General features: G+C 71.8%; 21 protein-coding genes, 1 tRNA gene, 1 pseudogene and 1 riboswitch. Of the genes and pseudogenes, 14 read left to right on the plus strand and 9 right to left on the minus strand.

Annotated elements, in window-relative coordinates; genetic code table 11:
* Positions 1–455: 455 nt before the first annotated feature.
* From OG310_RS20600 to sigJ, 3 genes are all read left to right on the plus strand, one after another.
* Positions 456–2,288: an MFS transporter gene (locus tag OG310_RS20600; RefSeq protein ID WP_329457345.1), complete on the plus strand. Its 1,833-nt coding sequence runs from the start codon at positions 456–458 to the stop codon at positions 2,286–2,288.
* A gap of 407 nt (positions 2,289–2,695) precedes the next feature.
* Complete coding sequence (locus tag OG310_RS20605; RefSeq protein ID WP_329457346.1) at positions 2,696–3,292, plus strand: hypothetical protein; 597 nt, start codon at positions 2,696–2,698, stop codon at positions 3,290–3,292.
* A gap of 227 nt (positions 3,293–3,519) precedes the next feature.
* The gene (gene sigJ, locus OG310_RS20610) at positions 3,520–4,527 is read left to right on the plus strand and encodes an RNA polymerase sigma factor SigJ (RefSeq protein WP_329457347.1); all 1,008 of its coding nucleotides are present in this window, start codon (positions 3,520–3,522) and stop codon (positions 4,525–4,527) included.
* A 369-nt stretch (positions 4,528–4,896) separates the two neighbouring features.
* On the opposite strand, the gene OG310_RS20615 is transcribed toward sigJ, so the two are convergent.
* Complete coding sequence (locus OG310_RS20615; RefSeq protein WP_329460284.1) at positions 4,897–6,048, minus strand: HoxN/HupN/NixA family nickel/cobalt transporter; 1,152 nt, start codon at positions 6,046–6,048, stop codon at positions 4,897–4,899.
* A 47-nt stretch (positions 6,049–6,095) separates the two neighbouring features.
* Positions 6,096–6,327, minus strand: a riboswitch (cobalamin riboswitch).
* Positions 6,328–6,424: 97 nt separating this feature from the next.
* Here OG310_RS20615 and OG310_RS20620 point away from each other — a divergent pair.
* Positions 6,425–6,766: pseudogene (locus OG310_RS20620) on the plus strand (ArsR/SmtB family transcription factor); the annotation flags it as partial.
* 209 nt (positions 6,767–6,975) lie between these two features.
* On the opposite strand, the gene OG310_RS20625 reads toward OG310_RS20620, so the two are convergent.
* Complete coding sequence (locus OG310_RS20625) at positions 6,976–7,689, minus strand: SDR family NAD(P)-dependent oxidoreductase (protein ID WP_329457348.1); 714 nt, start codon at positions 7,687–7,689, stop codon at positions 6,976–6,978.
* A 119-nt stretch (positions 7,690–7,808) separates the two neighbouring features.
* On the opposite strand from OG310_RS20625, the gene OG310_RS20630 reads away from it, so the two are divergent.
* Positions 7,809–8,711, plus strand: coding sequence for a helix-turn-helix domain-containing protein (locus tag OG310_RS20630; RefSeq protein ID WP_329457349.1), 903 nt, complete (start codon positions 7,809–7,811; stop codon positions 8,709–8,711).
* Between the two features lie 89 nt (positions 8,712–8,800).
* On the opposite strand, the gene OG310_RS20635 is transcribed toward OG310_RS20630, so the two are convergent.
* Positions 8,801–9,475: a chorismate mutase gene (locus tag OG310_RS20635; protein WP_329457350.1), complete on the minus strand. Its 675-nt coding sequence runs from the start codon at positions 9,473–9,475 to the stop codon at positions 8,801–8,803.
* Between the two features lie 215 nt (positions 9,476–9,690).
* Here OG310_RS20635 and ykgO point away from each other — a divergent pair, with 215 nt between their 5' ends.
* Positions 9,691–9,813: a type B 50S ribosomal protein L36 gene (gene ykgO, locus OG310_RS20640; RefSeq protein ID WP_329457351.1), complete on the plus strand. Its 123-nt coding sequence runs from the start codon at positions 9,691–9,693 to the stop codon at positions 9,811–9,813.
* Positions 9,814–10,169: 356 nt separating this feature from the next.
* Here ykgO and OG310_RS20645 read toward each other — a convergent pair whose 3' ends face one another.
* The gene (locus OG310_RS20645) at positions 10,170–10,841 is read right to left on the minus strand and encodes a hypothetical protein (protein ID WP_329457352.1); all 672 of its coding nucleotides are present in this window, start codon (positions 10,839–10,841) and stop codon (positions 10,170–10,172) included.
* Positions 10,842–11,248: 407 nt separating this feature from the next.
* Here OG310_RS20645 and OG310_RS20650 point away from each other — a divergent pair, with 407 nt between their 5' ends.
* The gene (locus OG310_RS20650; RefSeq protein ID WP_329457353.1) at positions 11,249–12,055 is read left to right on the plus strand and encodes an ArsR/SmtB family transcription factor; all 807 of its coding nucleotides are present in this window, start codon (positions 11,249–11,251) and stop codon (positions 12,053–12,055) included.
* A gap of 220 nt (positions 12,056–12,275) precedes the next feature.
* Here OG310_RS20650 and OG310_RS20655 read toward each other — a convergent pair whose 3' ends face one another.
* Positions 12,276–12,683, minus strand: coding sequence for a TraR/DksA family transcriptional regulator (locus OG310_RS20655; protein ID WP_329457354.1), 408 nt, complete (start codon positions 12,681–12,683; stop codon positions 12,276–12,278).
* A 172-nt stretch (positions 12,684–12,855) separates the two neighbouring features.
* On the opposite strand from OG310_RS20655, the gene OG310_RS20660 reads away from it, so the two are divergent.
* The gene (locus OG310_RS20660) at positions 12,856–13,362 is read left to right on the plus strand and encodes a DinB family protein (RefSeq protein ID WP_329457355.1); all 507 of its coding nucleotides are present in this window, start codon (positions 12,856–12,858) and stop codon (positions 13,360–13,362) included.
* 576 nt (positions 13,363–13,938) lie between these two features.
* Positions 13,939–15,093, plus strand: coding sequence for a N(5)-(carboxyethyl)ornithine synthase (locus tag OG310_RS20665; protein WP_329457356.1), 1,155 nt, complete (start codon positions 13,939–13,941; stop codon positions 15,091–15,093).
* A gap of 377 nt (positions 15,094–15,470) precedes the next feature.
* Here OG310_RS20665 and OG310_RS20670 read toward each other — a convergent pair.
* The 3 genes from OG310_RS20670 to OG310_RS20680 form a co-directional block, all read right to left on the minus strand.
* Positions 15,471–15,546, minus strand: a tRNA-Arg gene (locus OG310_RS20670).
* Positions 15,547–15,902: 356 nt separating this feature from the next.
* Positions 15,903–17,096 (minus strand): glycoside hydrolase family 3 N-terminal domain-containing protein, encoded by a 1,194-nt coding sequence (locus OG310_RS20675; RefSeq protein ID WP_329457357.1) that lies wholly within the window; start codon positions 17,094–17,096, stop codon positions 15,903–15,905.
* 422 nt (positions 17,097–17,518) lie between these two features.
* The gene (locus OG310_RS20680) at positions 17,519–18,094 is read right to left on the minus strand and encodes a GNAT family N-acetyltransferase (RefSeq protein WP_329457358.1); all 576 of its coding nucleotides are present in this window, start codon (positions 18,092–18,094) and stop codon (positions 17,519–17,521) included.
* A gap of 120 nt (positions 18,095–18,214) precedes the next feature.
* On the opposite strand from OG310_RS20680, the gene OG310_RS20685 reads away from it, so the two are divergent.
* The 3 genes from OG310_RS20685 to OG310_RS20695 all read left to right on the plus strand — a co-directional run bounded on the left by OG310_RS20685 (position 18,215) and on the right by OG310_RS20695 (position 21,182).
* Complete coding sequence (locus OG310_RS20685) at positions 18,215–18,670, plus strand: MarR family winged helix-turn-helix transcriptional regulator (protein ID WP_329457359.1); 456 nt, start codon at positions 18,215–18,217, stop codon at positions 18,668–18,670.
* A gap of 218 nt (positions 18,671–18,888) precedes the next feature.
* The gene (locus OG310_RS20690; protein ID WP_329457360.1) at positions 18,889–20,577 is read left to right on the plus strand and encodes an MFS transporter; all 1,689 of its coding nucleotides are present in this window, start codon (positions 18,889–18,891) and stop codon (positions 20,575–20,577) included.
* Between the two features lie 20 nt (positions 20,578–20,597).
* A complete protein-coding gene (locus tag OG310_RS20695) occupies positions 20,598–21,182 on the plus strand; it encodes a cysteine hydrolase family protein (RefSeq protein ID WP_329457361.1) in 585 nt (194 codons plus the stop codon).
* 234 nt (positions 21,183–21,416) lie between these two features.
* Here the strand turns inward: OG310_RS20695 and OG310_RS20700 are convergent, their stop codons facing one another.
* Positions 21,417–22,640, minus strand: a complete 1,224-nt coding sequence (locus OG310_RS20700; protein ID WP_329460285.1) for a M6 family metalloprotease domain-containing protein — start codon at positions 22,638–22,640, stop codon at positions 21,417–21,419.
* A 717-nt stretch (positions 22,641–23,357) separates the two neighbouring features.
* On the opposite strand from OG310_RS20700, the gene OG310_RS20705 reads away from it, so the two are divergent.
* Together OG310_RS20705 and OG310_RS20710 are read left to right on the plus strand one after the other, a co-directional pair.
* Positions 23,358–24,023 (plus strand): TetR/AcrR family transcriptional regulator, encoded by a 666-nt coding sequence (locus OG310_RS20705; protein ID WP_329457362.1) that lies wholly within the window; start codon positions 23,358–23,360, stop codon positions 24,021–24,023.
* Between the two features lie 338 nt (positions 24,024–24,361).
* Entirely contained in the window at positions 24,362–25,933 is a 1,572-nt protein-coding gene (locus OG310_RS20710) for an MFS transporter (protein ID WP_329457363.1), read from the plus strand.
* Positions 25,934–26,140 lie beyond the last annotated feature (207 nt).

A 26,140-nucleotide genomic window follows, 5' to 3' on the forward strand; every position in this document is an offset into this window, starting at 1 on the left:
GGGGCACTCAGGCACTGCCCCGGGCCGCCGCGAGCGGCCCGTACCGGCCTCGATCCCGGCGCGGGCCCTCCCTGGCCCCTCCGAACCACCGCTGAGCCCGCCCGGCTGAGCCCGCCCGCAGCCGGTACGAGGACCGTCCCCGGATGGTCACGCGGTCGCGTGCCGTCGTTTGCCGTCGCCCCTCCAGGCACGCACCCCGCGCCCCCGCACCCGGACACCACCGCATCCGGACACCCCCGCACCGGGCACGACACCCGGACACCACCGCGTCCGGCCGTCCGGGCCCGCGCCCGGGCCGTGCGCCCCCCGCCTGCCGTGCGGGGCATCCCGTCACCCCCGGGCCACCCCCGTGCTAGCGTCCCGAGGCGGGGTCGGGGAGCGTTCGGCAACTGTTCGGCGGGTCGACAGCGTCCTTCCATGTGCCGGACCGCCAAGGGGAGACGTGGAGTGCCGCAGTGACCACCGCTGAGCCGCCGCGGGCGGCGCTGCCGCCGACGCCTGCCCCCGATCCCTCGCCGTCCCCCGCCTCGGAACCCGTCGAGCGCCCCGGCACCGGCCTGCGCGCGCTCGCCGTGCGCCACCCCGTCCTGCTGACCGCGGTCGTCGCACTGGCGGCCCACCTGGTCTGGTTCTTCTTCCTCGCCAACAGCGGCGGCGACATCGCCGCGCAGGACGCGTGGGCCGAGTTCGTCGGGCGGCACCCCGACTCCGCGTACAACCTCGCCTGGTACGGGGGCATGCACCCGGTCTCGTACAGCGTCGTCTCGCCGTACCTGATGTCGGTGCTCGGCGTGCGGACGACGATGATCGTGGCCGGCACGGTGTCGGCGGCGCTGACCGCGCTCGTGCTGGTCCGCCTCAAGGCGGTGCGCAACCCGCTCGCGTGCTCCATGGCCGGGGTGTTCGCGTTCTTCTGCAACGCGATGTCGGGCCGTGTGACCTTCGGGCTCGGTGTGATGTTCGGGCTGGTCGCGGTCGCCGCGGTGTTCTGCTGGCCCCGCCGGTGGCGCACCAACCGGTGGGGGAAGGCGGCGGTCGCCGCGCCGTTCGCGGGACTCGCGACCGCCGCGAGCCCGGTGGCCGGCCTCTTCCTCGGGATCGTGGCGGTCGCCCTGTTCGTCTGCAAACGGCGGCCCGGCGCGTACGCGCTCGGACTGCCGCCGGTCCTCGTCGAGGCGCTGTCGGTCTGGCTGTTCCCGTTCTCCGGCACCCAGCCGATGTCGATCGGTACGGCGGCCCTGCCGTTCCTGTTCGCGGCGGCCGTCTTCGTCCTCGTCCCCAAGGACTGGCGGACCGTCCGCATCGGGGCCGTGGTCTACGGGCTCGGCACGGTCGCCACCTGGGCCGTCGACTCGCAGATCGGCTCGAACGTCTCGCGGCTCGCGATGGTCATGGGCGCGGTGCTGCTGCTCGCGGCCATCCCGTACGCGGCCCTCGGCTCGCTGCGCTGGTGGGCGCTGCTGCTGGCGTTCGGGGGCGTGAACGTCTGGACGGGATTCAAGGGCGTCGACGACATGGTGATCACGGCGCCCACCGCGTCCTGGACCCGTGAGCTGGCGCCGCTCGTGCACCAGTTGCAGAGAGCGGGAGCGGCGAAGGGCCGGGTGGAGGTCGTCCCGGCGCGCAGCCACCGGGAGGCGTCCGCGCTCTCGCCGTACGTGAACCTCGCCCGCGGCTGGAACCGGCAGGCGGACATCGCGCGGAACCCGCTGTTCTACGACGACACCCTGACCGCCGACAACTACCGCGGCTGGCTGGACCGGTGGGCCGTGCACTTCGTCGTCCTGCCGAAGGGCAGACCCGACGAGGGCGCGGCACGCGAGGCGATGCTCGTGCGGCACGGCGAGCCGTACCTCACCGAGCTGTGGGGCGACGCCAACTGGCAGCTGTACGCGGTCAAGGACCCGATGCCGATGGCGGACCCGCCGGCGACAGTGGACCGCGCGGGTGCCGGCGAGCTGACGATCCATGTGAAGAAGCCGGGCCGCGTGCTCATCAGGATCCCGTACTCGCCGTGGCTGGGGCTGGTCGACGCGGCGGGCAAGAGCGTGCTGCCGCCGCAGGAGACGGCCGCCTCGAAGGCGCGGGAGGCGCGCGGCGACAAGGACGCGGACCGGCACCGGCAGTACACCAACCCGGCGGGCTGCCTGACGAAGGCGGACAAGGACGACGACGGCGACGAGTGGACGATCCTGCTCGCGCCGAAGGCCGGCGTGTACCGGCTGGCGGCGCCCTACCAACTGCCACGGGGCACCGGTTGCCCGGAGGAACTGCGCGAGGCCCAGTGAATCGCGGCGGCGCCGAGGGACGGCGCGGCGCGGCGGGGCCGGGCGGCGTGGCGCGGACCGTTCCTGATCCGCGCCTTCCCTGATCCGGGCCGTTCCTGATCCGGGCCGTCCTTAAATCCGGGCCCTCCGGGCGGTGCGAGAGGCGTCCGCGCGGGCCGGTGCGAGAGGCCGCGACGACGACCGCGAGTGCCCCGGCGAGGGGCCTCCTCGCCGAACGCGCGCGCACACCGGTGAATGAGGGCGTTATCTACGGATCGCGGCCCCGATCCGCTCAATCGGACGGCCGCGTTCTTCGTCACGTCGCGGAGTGCTTGGGAACAAGGCTTAGGTATGCCTAACCTAATCCCGCACTGGCGCCAGCGGTCCCCTTCTCCTGTGCCCCTCCTCGTCCCCGAACGGATGCTCCCGTGACCACACCGGCCTCAAGCACCGGCAGCAGCACGCTCACCACCCTGTCGTCGTCCTCCTCCGACGCTCTCCTGTCGGCGCCCGCCACCCTCACCCTCGGGCGGCTGCACGGCGCGGCCGTCGTCAGGATCGCCTTCGGCGTCCTGTGGGCCGTCGACGCCACGTTCAAATGGCTGCCGGGATTCATCCACGGCCAGACCCTCGGCGACGAGCTGGGCAAGGCCGCCGACGTCCAGACCCCGGTCTTCCACCAGTGGCTCCAGATGTGGCACGCCATCGGCACGTCCGTGCCGGGTGCGTTCGCCGTGGGCACGGCCGTCATCGAGACGCTCATCGCGCTCGGACTGCTCCTCGGCGCCTTCAGCAACGTCGTCTTCATCGGTAGCGCGGTGTTCTCGTTCGGCATCTGGTCCGGCGCCGAGGGCTTCCATCTGCCGTGGAAGCAGGGCATGACCGACCTGGGCCCGTCGGTCGGCTACATCTTCGCGTCGCTGGCGCTGTACTACGCGTTCGCCGGGTCGTCCTGGAGCCTGGACACCCGGCTGCGGCCGGCGCTCGGCCGCTACGGCCGGCTGTGCGGCAGGCCGGCGGGCTGAGCGCCGGCCGCCCGTACGTCCTTCCCGCACCTTCGCGGTCCCCGCGCGTTCTCCGCCGTCGTTCACCGTCGTTCCGTCGTACTTCCGAACGGGCCGCAGGACATGCCTCATCGTCCTGCGGCCCGTACGCGCGCGCCGCGCTGCTGACGCCCCGCGACCTCGCGCGGGCGGCGCCGGGAGGACACAATGGCCCCCGGTCCCTGCCCGCAGCGACGGAAGGCCCTCCCATGTCCCCGCAGTCCCCGCAACCCGTCCCGGAGAACCGGCAGGCCCCCGGCGTCCCGACGCGTCCGGACTCCGGCCCCGAGGGCGGGGGGCCCCGCAGGGAGCGCGGGCCCGGCGGATACGCGGCCGGCCCCGAACGGGCGCGGGACGACGAGGTCTTCGAGCAGTACCGACCGCTCCTGACCGGGCTCGCCTACCGGCTCCTCGGCAGCATGTGGGACGCGGAGGACATCGTCCAGGACGCCTACCTGCGCTGGACGCGCACCGACACGGCCACCGTCCGCGAGCCGCGCGCCTTCCTCGCCACCGTCACCTCGCGGCTGGCCCTCGACCAGTTGCGCTCAGCCCGCGTCACGCGTGAGGCGTACATCGGCCCGTGGCTGCCCGAACCCGTACCCACCGGTGAACTCGGGCCGCTCGACACGGCCGAGCTGCGCGACACCGTCTCGTACGCCACCGTGCACCTGCTCCAGCGGCTCTCGCCGCCCGAACGCGCGGTGTTCGTGCTGCGGGAGGCGTTCGCGCTGCCGTACGAGGACATCGCCGGGGTGGTCGGCGGCTCGGTCGCGGGCTGCCGGCAGACGTACCACCGGGCGCGCGGCCATCTCGACCGGGACGACAAGCGGTTCACGGCGTCGCGGGAGGACCATGTCCGGCTCCTCGAACGCTTCCTGACCGCCGCGACCAGCGGCGACCTCTCCCAACTGACCGCTCTGCTCAGCGAGGACGTCGTCTCCTGGAACGACGGCGGCGGCCGGGTGCGTGCCGCGCTGCGGCCGATCAGGGGCCGCAAGAAGGTGGTCGCGTTCCTCTCGGCGCTCGCGGGCCGCCACACCGTCTCGGTGGACTCGCTCGTCGACGTCAACGGCGCCCCGGCCCTCTGGCTCGGCGCGGACGACCGGCAGCAGTGCCTGACCCTGGACATCGGCGAGGGGGGCGTGGTGCGGGGCATCTACATCGTCCTCAACCCCGACAAGCTGACCCGGGTGCGGGCGGCGGCGGGGGCCTGACGCCCGCCGCGTCCAGCACCCGGCCCGCGCGGCACGCGGGCGAACTCCCGTTTCCGGGGGGTGGGTACGTGCGCCGGGGCGCCGGGCCACCGGGCCCGACCGACCCCAGGACGTCAGCCCCCGGAGTCCGGCCGACTCCGGGACGTCAGCCCCCGGAGTCCGACCGACCCCGGGACGTCAGCCCCCGGAGTCCGACCGACCCCGGGACGTCAGCCCCCGGAGTCCGACCGACCCCGGGACGTCAGCCCCCGGAGTCCGACCGACCCCGGGACGTCAGCCCCCGGAGTCCGGCCGACTCCGGGACGTCAGCCCCCGGAGTCCGGCCGACTCCGGGACGTCAGCCCCCGGAGTCCGGCCGACTCCGGGACGTCAGGCCTCCGGTGACGGGTTCTCCGCGCCGTCCGGCGCCGCCGCTCCGGCCGCCCCGGCGGCCCGTACCGCCCAGCGCTGCTCCACCTTCGCGAAACGCCAGTACGCGAGCGCCGCCGCCCAGACCGCCACGAACAGGCCGACGATGAGGTAGCCCACGTTGCCGAGGTCGAGCCCCGCCACCCAGTCGGTGACCCCGTCGCGCAGGCCGAGCTTGTCGTGCAGGACGCCGACGAGTTCGATCGTGCCGATGAGGAACGCCACCGCGATCGACAGGCCCGTGATCGCCAGGTTGTAGAAGACCTTGCGGACCGGATTGGCGAACGCCCACTGATAGGCGAAGTTCATGAACGTGCCGTCGAGCGTGTCGAACAGGCTCATACCCGCCGCGAACAGCAGTGGCAGGCTGACGATCGCGTACCAGGGCAGCCCGGCCGCCGCCCCGCTGCCCGCCATGACCATCAGGGTGACCTCGGTGGCCGTGTCGAAGCCGAGTCCGAACAGGAAGCCCAGCGGGTACATCTGGCCGGGCCGGGTGATGGAGCGGGTGAAGCGCTTGAGGATGCGGTTCATGAAGCCGCGCGAGTCCAGGTGCGCCTCCAGCTCCGCCTCGTCGAACCGGCCCTCGCGCATCGCGCGGAACACCCGCAGAATGCCCGCGAGCGCCACCAGGTTGAGCGCCGCGATCAGGTAGAGGAAGCCGCCGGAGACGGACGTGCCGACGGTGCCCAGCGTCCTGTGCGTGCCGGAGTCGTCGTCCATCAGGATCCCGGCGAGGTGCGCGCCGCCCGCGACGAGCGCCGCCATCGCCACGACGACACTGGAGTGGCCGAGCGCGAACCAGAAGCCCACGGAGACGGGCCGTTTCCCGTCGGCCATCAGTTTCCGCGTGGTGTTGTCGATGGCGGCTATGTGGTCCGCGTCGAACGCGTGCCGCATGCCGAGGGTGTACGCGGTGATGCCGAGGCCGATCCCGAAGGCCTGCGAACCCACCTCGTAGTGGTGCGGGACCACCAGTAGGAACAGGACGCCGAACGCGACGACATGCAGCGCGGCTATCACCGCCAGCAGGCCCGCCGTGCGGACGGTGTCCTCGCGCCGCCAGGCGAAGGGCCCCGATGTCCGCGCGGACGCGTCCCTCGGGGCGGACATGGACGTGGGCACGCTCAACTCGGTCACGCTCCAGCACCTCGTGGATCAACTCGTGAGATGCCGTGGCCGGTCTCCTGGCTGACGGGTCCGCCGGCGCGCGCGGCAGCACCGCGTACGCAGGCACGCTCTCCGTCCGGCCTTCCCGGTCGCCCTGGGGCGGCCAGTGGCCTGGGTACCGCGGACGGGGAGCTTCCCGATCACAGTGGCGAGGGCCGCTCCGGCCTCGGACCTCACTGGTCCTCACCGGTCTTCCCGTGCACCACGGCCCGGCCACAGTACGGTTCGCGCAGATCGCTTGCAAGATTGCACAGATGCGCAGGTGTGGAAGATCACAAGGGCGAGCGGCGCGCGCCCCGCGGCTGAGACAATCGGCCCCATGCATCTCGTACCGGCCGAGCGCGCGGATCACCGGATCATCGACGGACACCTCGTCTGCGACGCCATCGCCGCCATCGGAGAGCCCGACGACGTCCACGCGGCCGCGGACCGCTTCTCGCTCCTCGCCGAGCCGGGGCGGCTCGCGCTGCTGCTCGCCCTGCGGGGAGTGGGCCCGATGGCCGTGTCGGACCTGGCCGTCGCCACCGGCATGAAGGACCCCGCCGTCTCCCAGGCGCTCAGACTGCTGCGTTCCGCGGGCGTCGTCGCGGGCGCGAGGGACGGCCGCATCGTGCGCTACCGCCTCGTCGACACCGCCCTGGCCGCACTGCTCGACCAGGTGCGGCCCGCCCAGCCGGCCGAGCCGCCGCACGCGGACCAGCACACCCACGGGACGCGGCCGGCGCTGCCCGCCCCCACGGGCGCGGGCGCCGCCACCAACTGAGCGGGCCCTGACGGACGGTGGCGGAGGCCACCGGGGCGTACGGGCTCAGCCGTCCTGGGCTGCCGTCAACTCCCCGGTGCCGTGCGGGCGGCGAACAGAAGCCGTTATCACCAGGGCAGTTCGCCCTCCGCACTGACGAACCGGGGGCCCGGCGCGCGGTCGTCCACGGCCGCCCCCACGATCGTCGACGCCCCCTCCGTCACGTGCCGGAAGCCCCGGTGCCCGTTGAGGTCGGTGGCGGTGTAACCCGGGTCCACGACACGGAACCTGACGTCGGGGCAGGTCTGCTCGTACAGCAGTGTCAGCATGTTCAGGGAGGCCTTCGACGAGGCGTACGCGGGGAACGGGGCCCACCCCGGCACAGCCGTGCGCAGCTCCGGGTCCGCCGTGAGGCCGACGGAACCGAGCCCGCTGCTGACGTTCACGACGACCGCGCCGGGGCCCGACAGCAGGGGCAGGAACGCGTGGATGGTCCGTACGGGCCCGAAGACGTTCGTCTCGTAGACCCGGCGCAGTGTGTCCGCCGCCGACTCGTCGGGGCCCGCGACGGCGCCGGTGATGCCCGCGTTGTTGATGAGGAGGTCGACACGTCCGGCCTCGGCGCGCACCACCTCGGCGGCGGCGCGCACAGAAGCGTCGTCGGTCACGTCGATCAGCAGCGGTCGGGCGCCCAGTTCCGCCGCGGCGCGCTTCCCGCGCTCGGCGTCGCGTGCCCCCAGATAGACGGTGTGGCCCCGCTCGATGAGCAGGCGGGCGCTCTCGTGGCCGAGGCCCTTGTTGGCTCCGGTGATGACGGTGATGTTGCTGGTGTGGTCGGTCATGGCGTCCACACTCCGCCGGTCCGCCGCCCCCCGACAGAGACCTCTTCGGCGTGGGGACCGGGCAGCGGGGGGACCGGCAGTACCAGGCTGTCGCGGCTCCGGCCGCCGATACTGGACGGGTGAGCGAAGAACCGCACAGTGCCCGGGTCACCGCCGCCGGGACCGGCCACGGTGACCTCGGCCGCGCCCTGCGGCACTGGCGCGACCGCACCCGCCCCGACGACGCCGGCCTGCCCGCCCGGCTGACCTCGGGCACCCGCCGGGCCCCCGGCCTGCGCCGCGAGGAACTCGCGCAGCTCGCCGGGCTCTCCGTCGACTACGTCGTACGGCTGGAACGCGGGCGCGCCACCTCGCCGTCCCCCCAGGTCCTGCACGCCCTCGCCCGCGCCCTGCGGCTGACGCCCACCGAGCGGGACCACCTGTTCCTGCTCGCCGGCCAGGCCCCACCGCCGGACGGGCAGGTGTCCCCGTACATCCCGCCGACCGTGCAGCGCCTCCTCGACCAACTGGGCAGGACGCCGCTCGCCGTGCACGACGCCTACTGGAACACCGTCTCGTGGAACCCGCTGTGGGCGGCCCTCGTCGGCGATCCCTCCGCCTTGCGGGGGCGCGAACGCAGCGTCGCCTGGCGGCACTTCGCCCAGCTGCCCGGACGCGTCACGCACGAGCCGGATCAGCGGGAACGCTTCGAGACGGCCCTGGTGTCCGACCTGCGCTCCTCGACCGCCCGCTACCCGGACGATCCGGAGCTGCGCCGGCTGATCGCGGACCTCCGTCGCGTGAGCGCGCGCTTCGAGGAGCTGTGGGAGTCGCACGTCGTCGGCTTCCACAGCGCCGACCACAAGACGGTCCACCACCCGGACCTCGGACCCGTGAGCGTCGACTGCGACACGCTCACCGTCCCGGGCAGTGACCTGCGTATCGCGGTGTACTCGGCGCCGCCCGGATCGCGGACGGCCCAGCAGTTCGCGCTGCTGGCCGCCATCGGGACGCAGGACATGTCACCGGCGCCGCGCGACTGACGAGGCCGGGGCGGCACGCCGGGGCGGGAGGCTTCGCCGGTGCGTGCGTCCCGGACTTGGTCACCCCTCGCGGCCGAGCCGGGCCCGCGTCACTCCGTAGCCGCCGTGCACACCGACCGCAGCGCCGTCCCCAGCGCCTCGCGGTGCAGCGCGTCGAGGCGGTGCGCGGCGGCGCCCGAGGCGGCGGCCTCCGCCAGGGCGGCGGCGCAGCGCGCGGACGGCCTCCTCGCCCGGTCCGTCGCCACCAGTTCCCGCAGGATCCGCTGCGTGATCGCGTCCAGTTCGGTACGGATCGCGGCGAGGCTCGGGCGCTCCGCCGGCGCCTCGCCGGGATGCGTGTTCCACCGCGCCAGCAGGCCGCGCTGTACGACCTTGCTCGCCGCGATCTGGTCCTCGAAGAACCGTGCCGTCGTGCCGGCATCGAGCCCGAGCTGCTCGGCCTGCTGCCGCACCTTGGCCAGTTCCTGCTCTTCGCGGGCGGGGTCGTCGACGGGCGATCCCGTACCGCGCTTGGCGGCGGCCACCTGGCTGCCGAGTTGGATGCGGCGGATGGCCAGCTCGGTGAGCGGTCCGAGGGGGCCGAGCGATCCTGCCGACCCGAGGGACGCGGCCGCGGCGAGCGCCTCGGGCCCGGACCCGTGTGCTGCGGCCGACGACCCGGCCGGCGCGGCGGCGAGGGCGATCCCGGCGGCGAGGGCCGCGGCGGACAGCAGTGCGGCCCTGCAGGGGAGCCGGAGTGGAGAAGAGGGGGACGGCGGAGCCACAGGAGCGGTCCTTCACGTAGGGGGCCGGTCGGTGCCCGGGGGGCGCCGGACGATCACGTGCATGTTCCACCGGAGCGCGAGCCGAATCCCCCGTACTGCCGGGACCTCGACCGGAACGGGTGACGCGCCCGGACCGCAGTGCCGCGTTGGGAATGAAAACCATTGCCTTCCGGTTGTGGGGCGTGAAGGCGTCGAGCGGAAGGCGGTGGGTGCCGATGAAGGTCAGGAACTCCGTGAAGTCCCTGAAGGCCAAGCCCGGGGCGCAGGTCGTGCGCCGCAGAGGGCGGGTCTTCGTGATCAACAAGAAGGAGCCGAGGTTCAAGGCCCGCCAGGGCTGACCTCGCTTCAGGCGTGAGGGGCGTCCCGACGGGACGCCCCTCACCCATGTGCGGTACGCGGGAGCGGCACCCGCCGGTCGTCGCGGTCGGACAGCCGCTACGTGGGAGCGGCGCCCGCCGGTTGTCGCAGTCGGACAGCCGCGGCGCGGGAGCGGCACCTGCCGGTTGTCGCAGTCGGACAGCCGCGGCGCGGGAGCGGCACCTGCCGGTCGTCGCGGTCGGACAGCCGCGGCGCGGGAGCGGCACCTGCCGGTTGTCGCGGTCGGACAGCCGCGGCGGGGGCGCGGCACCCGCCGGTCGTTGCGGTCGGACAGCCGCGCCGAGGGGGCGGACCGGCGCAGGAGTGAGGTGCCGGTTCAGGCCGCGGGGTCGGCGTACGACCGCGCGGAGCGCTCGCCGTTCAGCACGATGCTGTTGCGTCCCGGGGGAGAAGGCAGCGCGGCGGCCCGGTCCAGCAGGGGCCCGAGGACGCCGCAGCCATGCGTGCCGGGAGCGGCGAAGGTGACGTCCTCGATGGCGGTCGTGCTGTCCGGGGATGCCGGCTGGAAGACCAGGTGTACGGGGTCGGCGTCGTCGCCCGCGCGGCACCCGGACGGCAGCCCGGGGCCGGAGAGGGTGAACGTCAGATCCAGTTCGCCGACACGCGTGGCGTCGCTGAGGAAGTCGAAGTGACCCGCGTACCGGGCGGTGAGGGTGAACGGGCTCCTCCCCACCCGTATCGGCGTGGCGGACAGGCCGCCCCACACCTGCTCGTGGTGGCCGTCGACCGTGCCCTCGGCGTGGGTGACGGTCATGGGTGCCGCGATCGGCACGTCGATCCGGCCGAGGGTGAGGTGCCCGGTGGCGGACATGACCTCGCAGCGCCAGGCGGCGGGGTCGGCCCCGGCGGGCAGGGCGGAGCGCGGCGGGCACGCCGCGAACGACGCGGCGGGGGATGCGGACGGGGATGCGGCGGGACGGTCCTGACCGACGGGGCCGCCGGCGAGGAGGGCGAGGGAGGCGTAGGCGAGTGCGGTGGTCACGAACATGGCGACTCCAGGAGAGGACGGCGGGACCGGCCCCGGAAGGGTCCGGCCGTTCGACGGACGGGCCGACCCGGGGGCGCCGGGAGGCTGGGGGCGCCGGGAGGCCGGGGCCCGAGCTTCGAGCTTCGAGCCTCGCAGATGTTTCTCTGCAGAGAAAGGTCTGCAGAGAAAATTCTGTGATCTGACGCAAGGCCTCTAGGCTGAACCGCATGACGCACCCCCCGCAGCAGCCCGACCCGGCCCCGGCCGACCCGGCCGCGCCGCGCGCGACGGCCCCCAGGCCTTCATCGACCGGAGCGGCGGCCCCCGGGTCCTCATCCGCTCGGGGAGCGGCCCCGGACTCCTCATCGGCCAGGGCAGTGGCCCCACCGTCCTCATCGGCGGGCGGGACGGACCCGGGGCCTTCACAGGTGGAAGCGGCGACGGACGGGCCGGAGCTGCGGCGATCGCCCCGTCCCTCGCCGGTCCCCGCGACGGAGACCAGTACGGTCACCATGAAGGCGCTCGCCCACCCGCTGCGTCTGCGCGTCCTGCGTCACCTCTCGACCAACGGCCCGGCCACCTCGACCACCCTCGCGGCGGCGCTCGGGGAGAACACCGGGACGCTCAGCTACCACCTGCGCCGCCTTGAGGGCGGCGGACTCATCGAGGACGCACCGGACCACCCATCGGGCCGGGAGCGCTGGTGGCGGGCGGTGCGCGGGCTGGACATCAGGCGAGCCCCCGGCGCCGGGGCGAGCACGGAGGAGCGAACGGCGGCGGCCGAACTCGACGTGCTGCGCGCCGCCGACGACCGCGCCCTCCTCGACCGCTTCCACGCCGAGGAGGCCACGGGGGAGGGATGGCTGCGCGGCTCGCGGAGCATGAGTCACCTGACCAGGGACGAGCTGAACGCCTTCCACGACGCGTACCTGGAGCTTCTGGGCCGCTTCTCCCGCGGCCCGGAGGACGCGACGCCGGACACCTGCCCCGTACTGCTCCGCTGGTTCGCCCTGCCGTCGGACGCGCCGGACGGTACGGACCGTACGGAGGCCCCGACGGGTGGCGCGGTTCCCACGACGGGCGTACCGAACGTCCCAGGTGCCTCGGAAGGGACGACGGGTGTGCAGGAGGCGGGTGTACGGGACGCTGGCGTACCGGACGCGGACGGGCGCGGCGCGGGCGTACCGGACACGGACCTACCGGACACGGACCTACCGGACGCGACGGCGCACTGAGGCGCGGCGAGAGGGCGGGACGCCCGGGAGTAGAGCCGGAGAGCAGAAGGCGTTGGGGAGCGCAGGGGGAGGGGACCAGAGGCGGCGGGGAGAACGGAGGGGGAGGGGACCAGAGCCGCGGGGGGACGGAGGGGGAGGGGACCAGAGCCGCGGGGGACGGAGGGGGAGGAGGCTCGGCCCACCCGGCTCCGGCGCGGCCCACGGAGCAAAAGGAGGAAGCTCAGCCCGCCCGGCGCCGCCGCCGAGGGTCCTGTGCGGCGCAGTGCACGCAGGTGGTGGCCGCCGGGCGCACCTCCAGCCGCTCCGCGGGGATGGCCTCGCCGCACTCCTCGCAGCGGCCGAAGTCCCCACGGTCCAGCCGCTCCAGGGCCCGGTCCACCTCGGTGAGATGCTCACGCTCCCGCGCCAGCAGCGCTGCGACATGCGCGCGCTCGAACGCGGTGCTGGCCCCCTCCGGATCGTGCTCGTCGTCCACCGCCACCAAGGTGTTGGCCTCGACGATCCCCTCGAATTCGCGCTCCAACGCCGTGATCTGCTCGCGCACGGTCACCCGCTCTTCGCCCAGCCGCGCGCGAACGGAGCCCTCCTCACCCGAGGGCAGACCGGCATTGCGGGACGAATCACTCACATTTGTGCAACGCCACTTCCCCACCGCTCATTCCCCATCCCCTTCCCTCCCTTTCCCTCCCTGGCGTTGGTGGTAGAGCGTCGGTAGCCTGCGGCCCGTTCCCCGCACGGCTCACCTGGGGCGTGGTCCGCGGCCCCTGTCAGGCCGCTCCTGGATGCCCGAGAGGACGATCATGGCTGACACCAACACGATGACCGTGGAGGCAGTCGCCCTCCAGCACTTCCTCGACGCCCAACGGTCCAGTGTTCTCGCGATCATTGACGGGCTCACAGACGAGCAGTTGCGGACTTCGGTCCTGCCGTCGGGGTGGACGCCTCTCGGGCTGATCCAGCATCTGGGTGATGCTGAGCGCCACTGGTTCCAGTCGGTGGCGTGCGGAAGCGCGGTGGACCTGCCGTGGGCCGAGGACGACGACGGCGAGCGGGCGTTCATCTCCAGGCATCCGACCGCGGACGTCCTCGCCTTCTACCGGGACCAGTGCGACCGGGGCAATGCCGTGCTGGCCGCCACACCGCTCGACGCCACGCCCGTCGGGCGGCACGGCGGTGACCTCGACGGCGAGGTCACCGATCTGCGCCGGATCGTTCTCCACATGATCGAGGAGACGGCCCGGCACCTGGGCCACCTCGATGCCGCGCGCGAACTCCTCGACGGCAGAACCGGCCTCGGACCACGCTAGGGCGTGTCACGCTTCCTCACGAGCGGTCCCGGCGAAGCGGAGCGCGGCGGGGGCTCGATCAAGGCCAGGAAGAAACCGGCGACACGGTGGACGTCCGCTGTCACGATCTTCGCCGCACGGTGAACACCCTCGCCGCCTCGGTGCGAGCCCGCGTGAGCGGATGGCCAGGACGGGGCACAGCACGTCCTGGCGACGCTGATCCATCAGCGCGTGGTCAGCGGTCGTGACCGTGAGACCGCGCTGATCGATCCGGTCCGATGGAAGGTGGCGACACGGCGCCCGCTCTCCCGCCGCTACGACGCGTCGTGCGAGTCCTCGTCGGTGATCAGGTGCGAAGTGCCGTCCCCGAGCCCGGGCCAGAACCCGAGCCCCCGCCCGGTCCGTCGACCACGTCGCCGACCTGTGTCGGCGGGCGTCCTGGGTGCCGGGCGGACGAGACGGATCGGGCGCTCGCCGGCTTCAGGGCAATGACCCGGGCCGGGGCCGGCCGCCCGGGACGCTCGGCCACGGGAGCGCTCTCCGTCGGGCTCCCGACTCGGGGAGGTGTGTTAAACAGGGAGTAATCAAAGGGGCATTTTGCAACAGCTCAAGCTCGGAATCATGTCGCAGAGCCGCAAAGAGAACGAGCATCGCCTGCCGATCCACCCAGCGCACTTCGAACGCATCGACGTGGATCTCCAGGCCGGCATCTATGTGCAGACCGGTTACGGAGAGCGCTTCGGCGTCCCGGACAGTCAGCTCGCACCCTTGGTCGCAGGTTTCCGCTCACGTCAGGAGCTGATCGCGGAGTGTGATGTCATCCTGCTCGCCAAACCGATGCACGAGGACCTGGCGGAGCTGCGGGACGGGCAGGTGCTGTGGGGGTGGCCGCACTGCGTGCAGGACGAGAAGGTCACGCAGGCCGCCATCGACCGCAGGCTCACCGTGATCGCCTTCGAGGCGATGCACCACTGGACCCGGGGGGATTCGTTCAACCTGCACGTCTTCCACAAGAACAACGAGCTGGCCGGCTACTCGTCCGTGCTGCACGCCATGCAGCTGATAGGGGCGACCGGTGACTACGGGAGCCGGCGGCGTGCGGTGGTGATCGGCTTCGGCGCCACCGCGCGAGGGGCGGTGACCGCACTCAAGGCACTGGGCGTTCACGACGTGGACGTGCTGACCGCGCGCGGTATCGCCGCCGTCAGCTCACCGATCCACGCAGCCCGGATCGTGCACTTCGACCACGACGAGGCCGACGACACCCTCGACCCGCGGCGCAGCGTCGCGATCACCGAGGACGGACCGGAGCCGCTGGCCGCGTTCCTCGCCGGGCACGACATCATCGTCAACTGCGTGTTGCAGGACACCGCGGCGCCGCTGATGTTCCTCATAAACGAGGACATTCCGAAGCTCGCACCCGGCACCCTCGTCATCGACGTCTCCTGCGACGAAGGCATGGGATTCGCCTGGGCCCGGCCGACCACCTTCAACGACCCGATGTTCACCGTCGGCGACAATGTTCGCTACTACGGCGTGGACCACAGCCCCTCCTACCTGTGGGACGCGGCCACCTGGGAGAACAGCGAGGCGCTGATCCCGTTTCTGCGGCCGGTACTCGAAGGACCGGACGGCTGGGACGGTGACCGCACGATCCGACGAGCGATCGAGATCCGCGGCGGTACGGTCCAGAACCCGGCGGTCCTGGCCTTTCAGCACCGCGCCGAGGAGTATCCGCACCAGTTGATCTGAGTCGGCGTCACCCGGTCGACCCGCGCCTCCGGATGCGGCGGTCGGCCGGGTTCCCACCGCACCGACCACTACGCCGAGGCCGCAACCATCTGCCTTCTACGAGGACGACCCCAGGAGCCGACGGCGCGGGGTCGTCCCGAGGACCGCGCCGCGCATCGCGCCGCCGCCCTTCACCGACTCCGACAGTGCGAGATGTTCGCGGCCTCGGGCATCTCCTGGTACGAGGGCGGAGAGCTCTTTCGCGACGAGCAACGTCCGGCCGGTGGCGCCCCGTAACGTCCACCGATCCCGTCGCCGGCCGGGCGCGTGAAGGAAGGCTGCCGTCGACCGGGGCCGTCAAAAGGCCCCGGACCATGTTCGGTCCGAGGCCTTTTGGCTGGTGCCCTCGGCAGGATTCGAACCTGCGACACCCGCTTTAGGAGAGCGGTGCTCTATCCCCTGAGCTACGAAGGCGCAGCTACAGGGTAGCGGATCTGGTGCCACGGAGACGCTCGGGTTCTCGGGTGCGGCTCCGGCCCGGCGAGCGCGGTAGTGGGTGCTCCGGTGGACGCGGGGTGTTGTCGGGCGGCGCTGGGGAGCATCGCGGGGGTGTCCGGCCAGGGGCAGGTGCTGGATCCCGGTCCAGTGGCGCAGTGGTGGGAGCGAGCGGGACGCGGTCCTTCGCCGATCTTGTCTTGGCGGGAGGACCCGTCCATGTGGTGAACGGAGTGGGGTCGGGCGCCGAGTACGTCGCCGTGCGGGACGGGCGGGTGTTCGCGGTGGGGCGGGGGACGAACGGGCCCGCTGCCCGGTCGCCGCTCCGGCCTCGCTCAGTTCGTGGTTCCCACCCCTGTCAGGCTCGCGCGCAGCGCGGCGATCCGTTGCGTGGCGGCGTCGAACGAGTCGCCCGACAGCGTCCCGTCGGCCAATGCGTCGATCAGTCCGTCGGTCGCGGCCTGCCCCTGGCCGATGTCGCGTGCCGAGCACAACAGCAGGTCCATGCCCGCGCCCGCGGCGAGCACCGCCCGGTTCGCGGTGGTGTACGAACTGCTCAGCGCCTTCGCTTCCAGTGCGTCCGTCACCGTGACCCCGGTGAACCCCAGCCGTCCGCGCAGTTCCTGCTGGATGATCGTCGAGGAGAGGCCCGCCGGGTGCGTCGCGTCCAGCGCCGGGTAGACGGCCCACGACAGCATGACCAGTTTCACGTGCGCGTCGAGCGCCGCGCGGTACGGCGCCTCGTCCACATCGCGCAATTCGGAGAGCGACTGATCGAGCGTGACGGGGCCGAGGTCGGTGTTCGCGCTCGCCGAGGCCGCGCCGAGACCCGGGAAGTGCTTCGCCGTCGCCGCGACGCCCGTGCGCTGTTGCGCGGTGACGAAGGCGCCGCCGAGCGCGCCGACGTCGGCCGGGTCCGTACCGTACGACCGCTGATGGCTGTCCGAGAAGTCGCCGGGCTCGCGGTACACGTCAAGGACCGGGGCCAGGTTGAGGTTCATCCCCACGCCCGCGAGGTTCTGCCCGGCTCCGGTGCCCGCGTCGCGGGCCGCCGACCGCGGATCGGATGCCTCGCCGACCTGCTTCTCCGACAGCTCCGGGGCCCCGGGCAGGCGGCGCACCTGGCCGCCTTCCTGGTCGGTCATCAGGAGGAGCGGAGCCTTCACCGGGCTGCTCTCGTTGGCCTCGACCAACTGGGCAACGACGGCGGCGATCTGGCTCGTGCCGGTGATGTTCTCGCCGAAGAAGATCACCCCCGCTGCCTCACCGCTCCGGATCGCGGTCAGCAGGCTGTCCGGCGGGGTCAGCCCGGGGTACGAGTAGATGATCCGCTGTCCCGCGCGCTGACGTGGGGTGAGCTGCGCGATCGGGTCGGGCAGTGGGAGGCGTCCGTCGCCGGGCAGGCCACGGCGCCGGGCGGAGGCGGCCCGTGCCGGAACGGCGCCGATCGCCATCGAGGCGACGACGGCGCCCGCGGCGGCGAGTACGGTACGGCGGCTGGCGGGGTTGTCGCTGTGCGGAGTGTCCATGGTGGGGTCCTCTTCGCCGGTGGGGGCTGAGCGAGCTAAGGAGCATGGCGCCAGGCCAGGGTGAAGGATTCCTTCAAGCGGCCACAAGAGTCGTGAAAGTTGTTTTCTGCGGAGGGATCGTCGGTCACGGTCTGTCGTGTGCCATATACGAATGGTGACATGCGCCACTGACAATGGGCGCGTCTGCGGGTTCCGCGCGGTCACACCCGGGCCCGTGACCCAGGACGAGCCCTCATCACGCACCGGCCGCGCGGCTGGTCAGCGGCTCGGCCCCGCAGCTGCTCGGCCATTCGGCCCGGCCGGCCGTTCGGCCCGGCCGGTGCGTCGCCGGCCGAGCGGATCGGCCGGCGCGTCCGCTGCGAGTGGATCGGCCGGCGCGTCCGGCGCGAGTGGATCGGCGGGTATATCGGGCGGTCGGCGGATCAGCCGGCATCCGGTCGGCCGCGTCGCAACTCGTGCGCGAGTGCCGCGTAGACGTACTCGCTGCCCCAGCGCTCGCCGTCCAGATCGTTGTCGACGAGATGCGCCTCCCGGCGCATGCCGAGTCTTTCGCAGAGCCGGGACGACGCGGTGTTCTCCACGTCGAGCCGGGCGAAGAGGCGGTGCGTTCCCAGCGTGTCGAACGCCAGGGCCGCGAGCGCACGTGCCGCCTCCGTCGCGTACCCCTGATTGCCGTAGTCGGGATGGAAGGCCCACCCGATCTCGGTCTGCCGCGCGTGCGCGCTCGCGCATTTCAGCACGGTCTCGCCGATCACTCGGGGCTCGCCGGCTCGTGTCACGGCCAGCAGCAGCCGGTCGTCGTCGGTCCGCCAGTCCGGCGGGGCCGATGAGCCGGCGATGACCGCCGCACACTCCTCGCGGGTGCGCGGCGGACGGTAGAGATAGCGGGCGACTCCGGAAAGGCCCTGGTAGGCGTGCATGTCCTCGACGTCGTCCAGCGTGAACGGCCGCAGCACGAGCCGTTCGGTGACCAGGGGCAGGGCATCGGTGAGAACCACTCGTCGGACCCTAGCCCCTGCCGGGTCCCCTGCGCTCCCGGTTTTCCCCAGGCGTTGGGGATGCGATCGAGGAGTCGAGCAGGTAGTTACGACCACTTGATAAGTCTATTGTTACTAAATATGGAAGAAGGGATCGCGGCGCCGAACGGCGAGGATGCCGCACAGGCGGGAGCCGCTCTGCGGCTCGCCGTCGCACGCATCGCCCGGCGCCTCAGGCAGACCCACGCCGTCGGTGACGTGACGCCGTCGGGAGGGTCCGTGCTGGCCAGGCTGAGCAGGGACGGCGCGGACTCGCCGGGATCACTCGCCGAGCTGGAGCGCGTACGCCCGCAGGCGATGGCCGCCACGCTCGCCTCGCTGGAGGAGCGTGGCCTCGTCCGGCGGACCCAGGACGCGGCCGACGGCAGACGGTCGGTCATGACCGTCACGGACGAAGGACGGAAGGTGCTGATGGACCGGCGATCCGAGTCGGTGCAGCGCATGACCGACGTACTCGACCAGGAGTTCACGCCCGAGGAGCGGAGCATGCTCGTCGCCGTGCTTCCTCTGCTCGACCGGCTGGCGGAGCGACTGTGAGCGGCGGCAGTGGTGCCCGCGGCGCGGGTGGCTCGGGTTCGGGTGGTTCGGGGTCGGGTGGGGCCGACGCGTCCGGTGGTTCCAGTGGGGCCAACGCTTCCGCTGGTTCTGGCGGTTCTGGCGGTTCTGGCGGTTCCGGTGCTTCCGGTGGTTCCGGTAACTCCGGTGGTTCCGGCGGTCCGGGGAAGGGTGCCCCGCGCCTCACGCGCGCCGAGCGCATGGGCAGGACCCCGGTCCCCTCCAACTACAAGTGGATCGCCCTCTCCAACACCACACTGGGCGTGCTGATCGCCACGATGGACGCCTCCATCGTGATCATCTCCCTGCCCGCCATCTTCCGGGGCATCGGCCTCGATCCGCTGGCTCCCGGCAACATCGGCTACCTGCTGTGGATGATCCTGGGCTATCTCCTGGTCTCGGCCGTCCTCGTGGTGGTCCTTGGCCGCCTCGGGGACATGTTCGGCCGCGTCAAGATCTACAACCTCGGGTTCATGATCTTCGCCTTCGCGTCGATCGCGCTCTCGCTCGACCCTCTGAAGGGCGGCGGGGGAGCGCTGTGGCTGATCCTGTGGAGAATCGTCCAGGCCTTCGGCGGCTCGATGCTGACCGCCAACTCGGCCGCGATCCTCACCGACGCGTTCCCCTCGCGGCAGCGCGGCATGGCACTCGGCATCAACCAGATCACCGCGCTGGCCGGGCAGTTCCTGGGCCTCCTCGCGGGTGGTCTGCTGGCGGTCATCGATTGGCGCGCCGTGTTCTGGGTCAGCGTGCCGATCAGCGTGACCGGCACGATCTGGTCGTACCTGAGCCTGCGCGAGACTTCTTCGGGCAGGCGCGGCCGCATCGACTGGTGGGGCAATCTCACGTTCGCCGGCGGTGCCGGAATCCTCCTGGCCGGCATCACGTACGGGATCCAGCCGTACGGCGGTGACGCCACCGGTTGGGGAAACCCGATGGTGCTCGGCGGTCTGTTCGGCGGCGTCTTCCTGCTCGCGCTGTTCTGCTTCATCGAGACGCGGGTGAAGGAGCCGATGTTCCAGCTCGCGCTCTTCAAGGTGCGCGCGTTCGCGGCGGGAAACCTCGCCGCGCTGCTGACCGCGATCGCGCGCGGTGGCCTGCAGTTCATGCTGATCATCTGGCTGCAGGGGATCTGGCTTCCCCTGCACGGCTACGACTTCGAGGACACGCCTCTCTGGGCCGGCATCTTCATGCTGCCGCTCACCTGCGGATTCCTCGTCGCCGGACCGGTATCGGGCTACCTGTCCGACCGGTTCGGAGCGCGGCTGTTCTCCACGACCGGCCTGGTCCTCGTGGCGGCGTCGTTCCTCGGCCTGCTCATGCTGCCGGTGGACTTCACCTACTACGCCTTCGCGTTGCTGCTGCTGCTCAACGGCCTGGGACAGGGCATGTTCTCGTCCCCCAACACGTCGTCGATCATGGGCAGCGTGCCGGCCGAGTACCGGGGTGTCGCCTCCGGGATGCGATCCACGTTCCAGAACTCCGGCACGGCCCTGTCCATCGGCGTGTTCTTCTCGCTGATGGTCTCGGGCCTCGCGGCGAAGCTGCCGACGACGCTCAGTGCGGGGCTCCAGGGCCAGGGGGTACCGGCGGGCACGGCCCATCAGGTGGCCTCGCTGCCGCCGGTCAGCACGCTGTTCGCGACCTTCCTCGGCAACAACCCCATCCAGCACCTGCTCGCGCCGAGCGGCGCGCTGGACCGGGTGACCGCCGCTCAGCGGCACACCCTCACCGGGCACAGCTTCTTCCCGCGACTGGTCTCGGGCCCCTTCCACCACGGGCTCGCGATCGTCTTCAGCGTGGCCGCGGGCATGGCACTCGTCTCCGCGGTCGCTTCGGTGCTGCGCGGCCGCCACCAGCGCGACGACGAGCAGTCCCCCTCCAAGTAGAAAGAGAAAGGAAAGCCGGCATGCCGAAAAGCGCCCTCCTCGTGATGGACGTACAGCAGGACATCGTGCGGCGGTTCGCCGATGACGGCGAGTACCTGCCGCGCCTGCGCAAGGCCGTGGAAGCGGCGCGTGCGGCGAAGATCCCCGTGATCTACGTCGTCGTCGGGTTCCGCGCGGGGCACCCCGAGATCAGCCCGCGCAACAAGTCCTTCGGTCAGATCGCGGCCAACGCGGCCGCGGGCGGCACGCGCGGGTTCACCGAGGGAGATCCCGGCGCCCGGATCCACCCGGACCTCGCGCCCGGGGACGGCGAGGTCGTCGTCGTCAAGAAGCGGATCAGCGCGTTCGCGGGCAGCGACCTCGACATGGTGCTGCGGGCCCAGGGAATCGACTCCCTCGTCCTGAGCGGCATCTCCACCAGCGGCGTCGTGCTCTCCACACTCCGGCAGGCCGCCGACTACGACTTCGGCCTGACCGTGCTGGAGGACGGGTGCCTGGACAACGATCCCGAGGTGCACCAGGTGCTGACCGGCAAGATCTTCCCCCGCCAGGCGGACGTCGTGTCTGTGGACGACTGGGTTACTTCGCTGGCCGGGAACAGGTAACGGGCCTCTTCGGAAGGCCGCGGCCCGGGGCGTCCGTCGTCGCCGGGCCCGTTCTTGTCCGCCTGGTCTCTACGGCGTGCATGGCGGCTCCTGCGTCTACGGCGGCTCCGGCCGGCGCGGCGCGTGTGCGCGCTTTCCGTGCGCGCGGCTGCGGCGGTCTTCCACTTACGGGCGACCGTTGGGCCCGTACGCGGGGGCGAATCGGCTCCGCTGCGGGCGGGCCGCAGCCGGTCCTCAGGAGCGCGTCACGCGCACGGTGTACTTCCCGCCTGCCGCCTTTGACTCCACCGACACCGTGAGGTGGTCGTCCTTGTCGGTGAAGCTCTGGCCCGGCTCGTACGTCGCGTCGGAGAGTTCGGCCTGCACGTTCGGCAGCCTCGTACAGCCGCCGCTGTTCTTCGTGCTGTCGGAGATCGCGACCGGCCCCTGCCCGGTGTCGACCGACGCGTCCACGCGGTAGATCAGCACACCCGGCCGGCACACCGCGTCGTCGTTGCCCGCGTGGGTCCGTACCTCGACTGCGTACCCGGACTGCCCCGACACCGGGATGAAGATCATCTTTCGGCCGCCCCGAGTCTCCAGCGGTTCCAGTTCCCGTTCGAGGGTCCCCTTCGAGGAGGCGCAGCTGACCTGGTCGTCGTCGAGCCAGCCGAGCTTCCACTTGTGCCAGCCCAGCAGGTCGTTGTCGGCCCCCCAGTCCTCGGACATGATGTCCCAGTGGCCGACGGATCCGCCGCCCGCGGTGGTGTAGAGATCGGGCAGTCCGAAGATGTGCCCGTTCTCGTGGGGCAGCACCCTGAAACCCGTCTTCTTGTAGGACCCCGAGCCGTCGTCCTGGCGGCTGTAGACAAAGGACGTGTTGGACAGCGGGACCCCGTCCGCGTGCGGGGCGTCCTTGTTGCCGGAGAACGTCACGGACAGCACGGTGTCCAGCGCCGAGGGCCCCGCGTTCGGCGTCACCAGGATGTTCACGAGGCCGTACTTACTGAAGTCCACGGTCGGGTCGGCCGTCTTGACGATGTCGTCGACGAGGTGGTGGTACCCGGGCTCGTACGGGGAACCCCGGTTGATCCCGTACGCGCTGAACGCCTTCGGCATGCGCAGCCAGTGCGTGATGGGCGTCTCGGGTAGGTAGTCGAGACGGCCGTACGAGCTGGTGCGAAACCATGCGGCGGTCTGCGGGAAGAACTCGTGGTACCGCTCCATCGCGGTGTGCGTGCCCGGTGCGTCCGGGAAGTCGATCATCAGGTTCAGCGCCCGCACCTGCCCGGTCGAGTGGGCGTAGCCCGTGTTGGTGGGCAGGCCTTCGGACATCTGTACCGCGCTGCCCGCCTTCGAGCTGATCCGGCAGGGGCCGAGCATCGCGTCGCGCTGCGCGGAGCCGGGGCCGGCCGATGCCCGCGTACCGAAGGGGGACCCGCTCGCGGTGGTCAGGGCGGCGAGCGCGAGCGCCGTCAGGCCGGCGAGGACCCCGGCACGGTGGCGGTGGGTGAGGCGATGGGCGCCGCGGCGCCCGCGGGATCCGAAGCGGTGCCCGGCGGAAGTCGCCCCGGTGTGGGGTCCGGCGCGGAGCCCACTGCCGAAATCCGGTCCGGCGCGGAGGCCACCGCCGGAACCCGGACGGGAACGACCGCCGGGCGGGGGAGTGCCGGAAGCGGAGTCCGCGTGTCCCCCGAAGGCCTCGCGCGACCCGGGTGGCCCGTCATGCTCGGGTGGATCGCCGGCGTCGTGGGGCCCGTCCGTTTCGGCCGGCTCCTGTGACGCGTGCGTGCTGGGCGCTCGATGCGAGGAGAGTTCAGGTGATCCGTGCTGCTCACGGGGGGTGTGGTGCCCGTTGGATATGCGCGGCCTTCGTATCCGGCGCCTGTGCTGCATGCGGTCGCCCTTCGGGTCCGCGGCAGCCGGCCGTCCTGACTGCTCTCTGTTCGATCACCCTCCGTCCCTCGGCGTGTCGCCGCTCGCTGGGTGCGCCGATCGTGGGTTTCTTGCCGATGTGACCCAGATCACAAATGCACAGGGAAATAACTGGGGAGGCCTTCCCCGTTTGCACGTGTGTCCGCATCAAGTGGGGAGGCGATCCCCATTTACCAGCGGAATACAGAGAGTGAACGGCGAGTGAGCACGTCCACGATCGCGCCCCCGGCCCCCGGGCCGGGACTGACGAAGAAGGCAGACATGAAGACCGCTACCCGACCTGGCACAGAGGCCGAGGCGCACCGCGTTACGCGGCCGCGCGCCGACGCCCTGCGCAACAGGGAGCGGATCGTGTCGGCTGCCCGTGAGATATTCGTGGAGTTCGGGCCTGATGCCCCGCTCGACGAGATCGCCCGCCGGGCGGGCATCGGCAATGCCACGCTCTACCGGCACTTCCCCGACCGGTCCGCGCTCCTCGTCGAGGTGGTGCGGAGCGTCATGTCCCATGCGGCCGAGGCGGCCGAGCGGGCGGATGCGGAGGAGGACGATCCGTTCGCCGCGCTGTGCCGTTTCGTGCACGAGGCGGCAGACGAGCGGATCGGCGCCCTGTGCACCCTGCTCTCCGGCGACTTCGAACCGCACCGTGCGGATGTGGACGTGGAGCGGCTGCGTCTGACGGGGACGGTCGAGGCCATGATGGACCGCGCCCGGCAGGCCGGAAGGCTGCGTGCGGACGTGGGACACGGCGATCTGATGGTGGCGCTCGCACAGCTCTCCCGCCCGCTGCCCGGTTCCGGCTGCCTGAACACCGACCGGTTCACCCACCGGCACCTGCAGCTGTTCCTGGACGGCATGGAAGCTCCTGCCCGGTCCGCTCTGCCCGGCAGGCCCGCGACTCTGGAGGATCTGCGCCGCGCCAACCCCTGACGCGCCCTGACCCAGAAACTCAGCGAACGCACGAAGCGAACCGAACAGGCCTCGCGCCGAGGCACTCCCAGCTACTTCCTGTCCGACGTACGACCTCTGTACCGATCCGCCCGTACGGCCCCGGCGGCTCGGCACCCGGCACGGTCCTCCTCCGCGCCGGTCGGCCGGGCGCCCAGGCGGCTGTGCGCGCGTGTGAGCGCGACAGGCATCGAAGGCCCTGCACTCCGAACACCACGTCACCCGCAGACCGGTGACGACACCACATACCTCGTAAGCGCGGCAGCGTCGCCAGGACTTACGTGCGCTCCGTCCTTCCGCATCCTTAGGTGGATACCTCCATGTCGAAAACCCTTGAAACCGGGCCTTCGCGCTCTGTTTCCGATGCCGCGAGCGCGGCGTCCAACCGATGGAAAGCGCTCGTCTTCATCGCACTCGCCCAACTGATGGTCGTGCTCGACGCGACCATCGTGAACATCGCCCTGCCGCACGCGCAGGTGGACCTGCACATATCCGACGCGAACAAGCAGTGGGTCATCACGGCCTACGCGCTGGCCTTCGGTGGCCTGCTCCTGTTCGGCGGGCGCATCGGTGACCTGTGGGGACGCAAGCGCGCCTTCGTCATCGGTCTGTTCGGCTTCGCCGCGGCATCCGCGATCGGTGGCGCAGCGGTCAACGAGGCGATGCTGCTCAGCTCGCGTGCCGCACAGGGCGTCTTCGGCGCGCTGCTCGCGCCGGCGGCCCTGTCGCTGCTGGCGACGACCTTCACGGACCCGAAGGAGCGCGCCAAGGCGTTCGGCATCTTCGGTGCCATCGCGGGCGGCGGCGGCGCCGTCGGCCTGCTGCTCGGCGGCTTCCTCACCGAGTACCTGGACTGGCGCTGGACGTTCTTCGTGAACATCCCGTTCGCGATCATCGCCGCGCTCGGCGCGTTCTTCGTGATCAAGGAGCCCGCGGGCGGCCGCAACCGCAACCCGCTGGACATCCCCGGCGTCATCCTGGCCACACTGGGCCTGGTCTCGCTGGTGTACGGCTTCACCCGCGCCGAGTCCAGCGGCTGGTCCAACCCGGTCACCATCGGTCTGTTCGTCGCGACGGTCGTCCTGCTGGCCGCCTTCGCGCTCGTCGAGTCGAAGGTCAAGGCCCCGCTCCTGCCGCTGCGTGTGATCACCGACCGCAACCGTGCCGGCGTCTACTCCTCGCTGGGCCTCGCCATCATCGGCATGTTCGGGCTGTTCCTCTTCCTGACCTACTACCTGCAGGTCGTCCAGGGGTACTCGGCGGTCAAGACCGGCTTCGCGTTCCTGCCCATGGTCGTTTCCATGATCACCGGCTCCACGCAGATCGGTGCCCGGCTCATGAACAGGGTGCCCGCGCGGGTGCTGATGGGCCCCGGCTTCGTCGCCGCGGCGGTCGGCATGCTGCTGCTCACGCGCCTGGAAGTCGGCTCCTCGTACGCGGGCGTCGTCCTGCCCGGCATGATCCTGCTCGGCCTCGGCATGGGTACGGCGTTCATGCCGGCCATGTCCCTCGCGACCTACGGCATCGAGCCGCGTGACGCGGGCGTCGCCTCGGCGATGGTGAACACGTCGCAGCAGGTCGGTGGCGCCATCGGTACGGCGCTGCTGAACACGATCGCGGCCTCGGCCACGGGTACGTTCCTCGCCTCGCACCACGCCGCTGCCGCGGCCGGTGCGGCGGGCCAGAAGCTGGTCCAGGCGCAGGGCCTCGTGCACGGGTACACGTCCGCCATCTGGGTCGCTGTCGCCATCCTCGCCGTGGCCGCGTTCATCGCGCTCACCGCGATCAACGCGGGACGTCCGAACATGACCACGGTCACTTCCACCGGCTCCGGCAAGGACGCCGACGGCCTGACCGAGGACGAGGTGCAGCTGCCGGTCGCCATGCACTGACCCGCTGACCCGCAAGGGGATTCGGGAGAACAGGGGACCCGGCGGCCGCGCCGAAGGGCGGGGGGCGCGCCGGGTCCGCACCCGAGGGTGGCAACGGACGGACACCCGCCGCTGAGAATCCGCCCCGGCACCGCGACATCGCGGTGCCGGGGCGGAAGCATGTCAGAAGGGGGATCCGCTGCGGCGGAGGGTGGGACCGGGGCCCGG

The organism is Streptomyces sp. NBC_01497, assembly GCF_036250695.1.
Lineage (GTDB): Bacteria > Actinomycetota > Actinomycetes > Streptomycetales > Streptomycetaceae > Streptomyces.

Coding starts and splice junctions, on each gene's coding strand:
- sigJ (WP_329457347.1), top strand. CDS start 3,520: ATGTCCCCGCAGTCCCCGCAACCCGTCCCGGAGAACCGGCAGGCCCCC.
- OG310_RS20615 (WP_329460284.1), bottom strand. CDS start 6,048: ATGTCCGCCCCGAGGGACGCGTCCGCGCGGACATCGGGGCCCTTCGCC.
- OG310_RS20625 (WP_329457348.1), bottom strand. CDS start 7,689: ATGACCGACCACACCAGCAACATCACCGTCATCACCGGAGCCAACAAG.
- ykgO (WP_329457351.1), top strand. CDS start 9,691: ATGAAGGTCAGGAACTCCGTGAAGTCCCTGAAGGCCAAGCCCGGGGCG.
- OG310_RS20645 (WP_329457352.1), bottom strand. CDS start 10,841: ATGTTCGTGACCACCGCACTCGCCTACGCCTCCCTCGCCCTCCTCGCC.
- OG310_RS20660 (WP_329457355.1), top strand. CDS start 12,856: ATGGCTGACACCAACACGATGACCGTGGAGGCAGTCGCCCTCCAGCAC.
- OG310_RS20675 (WP_329457357.1), bottom strand. CDS start 17,096: ATGGACACTCCGCACAGCGACAACCCCGCCAGCCGCCGTACCGTACTC.
- OG310_RS20685 (WP_329457359.1), top strand. CDS start 18,215: ATGGAAGAAGGGATCGCGGCGCCGAACGGCGAGGATGCCGCACAGGCG.
- OG310_RS20690 (WP_329457360.1), top strand. CDS start 18,889: ATGGGCAGGACCCCGGTCCCCTCCAACTACAAGTGGATCGCCCTCTCC.
- OG310_RS20695 (WP_329457361.1), top strand. CDS start 20,598: ATGCCGAAAAGCGCCCTCCTCGTGATGGACGTACAGCAGGACATCGTG.
- OG310_RS20705 (WP_329457362.1), top strand. CDS start 23,358: ATGAAGACCGCTACCCGACCTGGCACAGAGGCCGAGGCGCACCGCGTT.
- OG310_RS20710 (WP_329457363.1), top strand. CDS start 24,362: ATGTCGAAAACCCTTGAAACCGGGCCTTCGCGCTCTGTTTCCGATGCC.